The following is a 463-nucleotide window of genomic DNA, read 5'->3' as shown; positions in this document are numbered from 1 at the left end:
ATTTTCCGGATTGGTATTATCGATAGCCAGAAACGACGAAAGCCTAGTCATAAGACTAGGCTTTCTAATAAGTGGCGGAGTGGACGGGACTCGAACCCGCGACCCCCGGCGTGACAGGCCGGTATTCTAACCAACTGAACTACCACTCCGCAGTGTCTATTCAGCATAAAGCAATTTGAGCCTGACGATGTCCTACTCTCACATGGGGAAGCCCCACACTACCATCGGCGCTATTGTGTTTCACTTCTGAGTTCGGCATGGAATCAGGTGGGTCCACAATGCTATGGTCGTCAAACAAATTCTGTTGTTAACTTGAATAATCAAATCAACTAAATATGGTGCTGATACCCAGACTCGAACTGGGGACCTCACCCTTACCAAGGGTGCGCTCTACCGGGCTGAGCTATATCAGCAATTCAAGAACCGTTTAAAAACGACTCTAAAAATTTAAAGCCTGGCGATG

2 tRNA genes and 1 rRNA gene are annotated in these 463 nt (G+C 47.5%); all 3 read right to left on the bottom strand.

The window, feature by feature from the left end:
* Nucleotides 1–72 precede the first annotated feature (72 nt).
* Nucleotides 73–149, bottom strand: a tRNA-Asp gene (locus tag AB4307_RS21465).
* Between the two features lie 30 nt (nucleotides 150–179).
* A 5S ribosomal RNA gene (gene rrf / locus AB4307_RS21460) occupies nucleotides 180–295 on the bottom strand.
* A gap of 41 nt (nucleotides 296–336) precedes the next feature.
* A tRNA-Thr gene (locus AB4307_RS21455) sits at nucleotides 337–413 on the bottom strand.
* Nucleotides 414–463 lie beyond the last annotated feature (50 nt).

Origin of the sequence: Vibrio sp. 10N.261.52.C2 (genome assembly GCF_041471425.1) — a bacterium.
GTDB classification, from domain to species: domain Bacteria; phylum Pseudomonadota; class Gammaproteobacteria; order Enterobacterales; family Vibrionaceae; genus Vibrio; species Vibrio crassostreae_C.
This window is presented reverse-complemented; position numbering and strand designations above follow the sequence as displayed.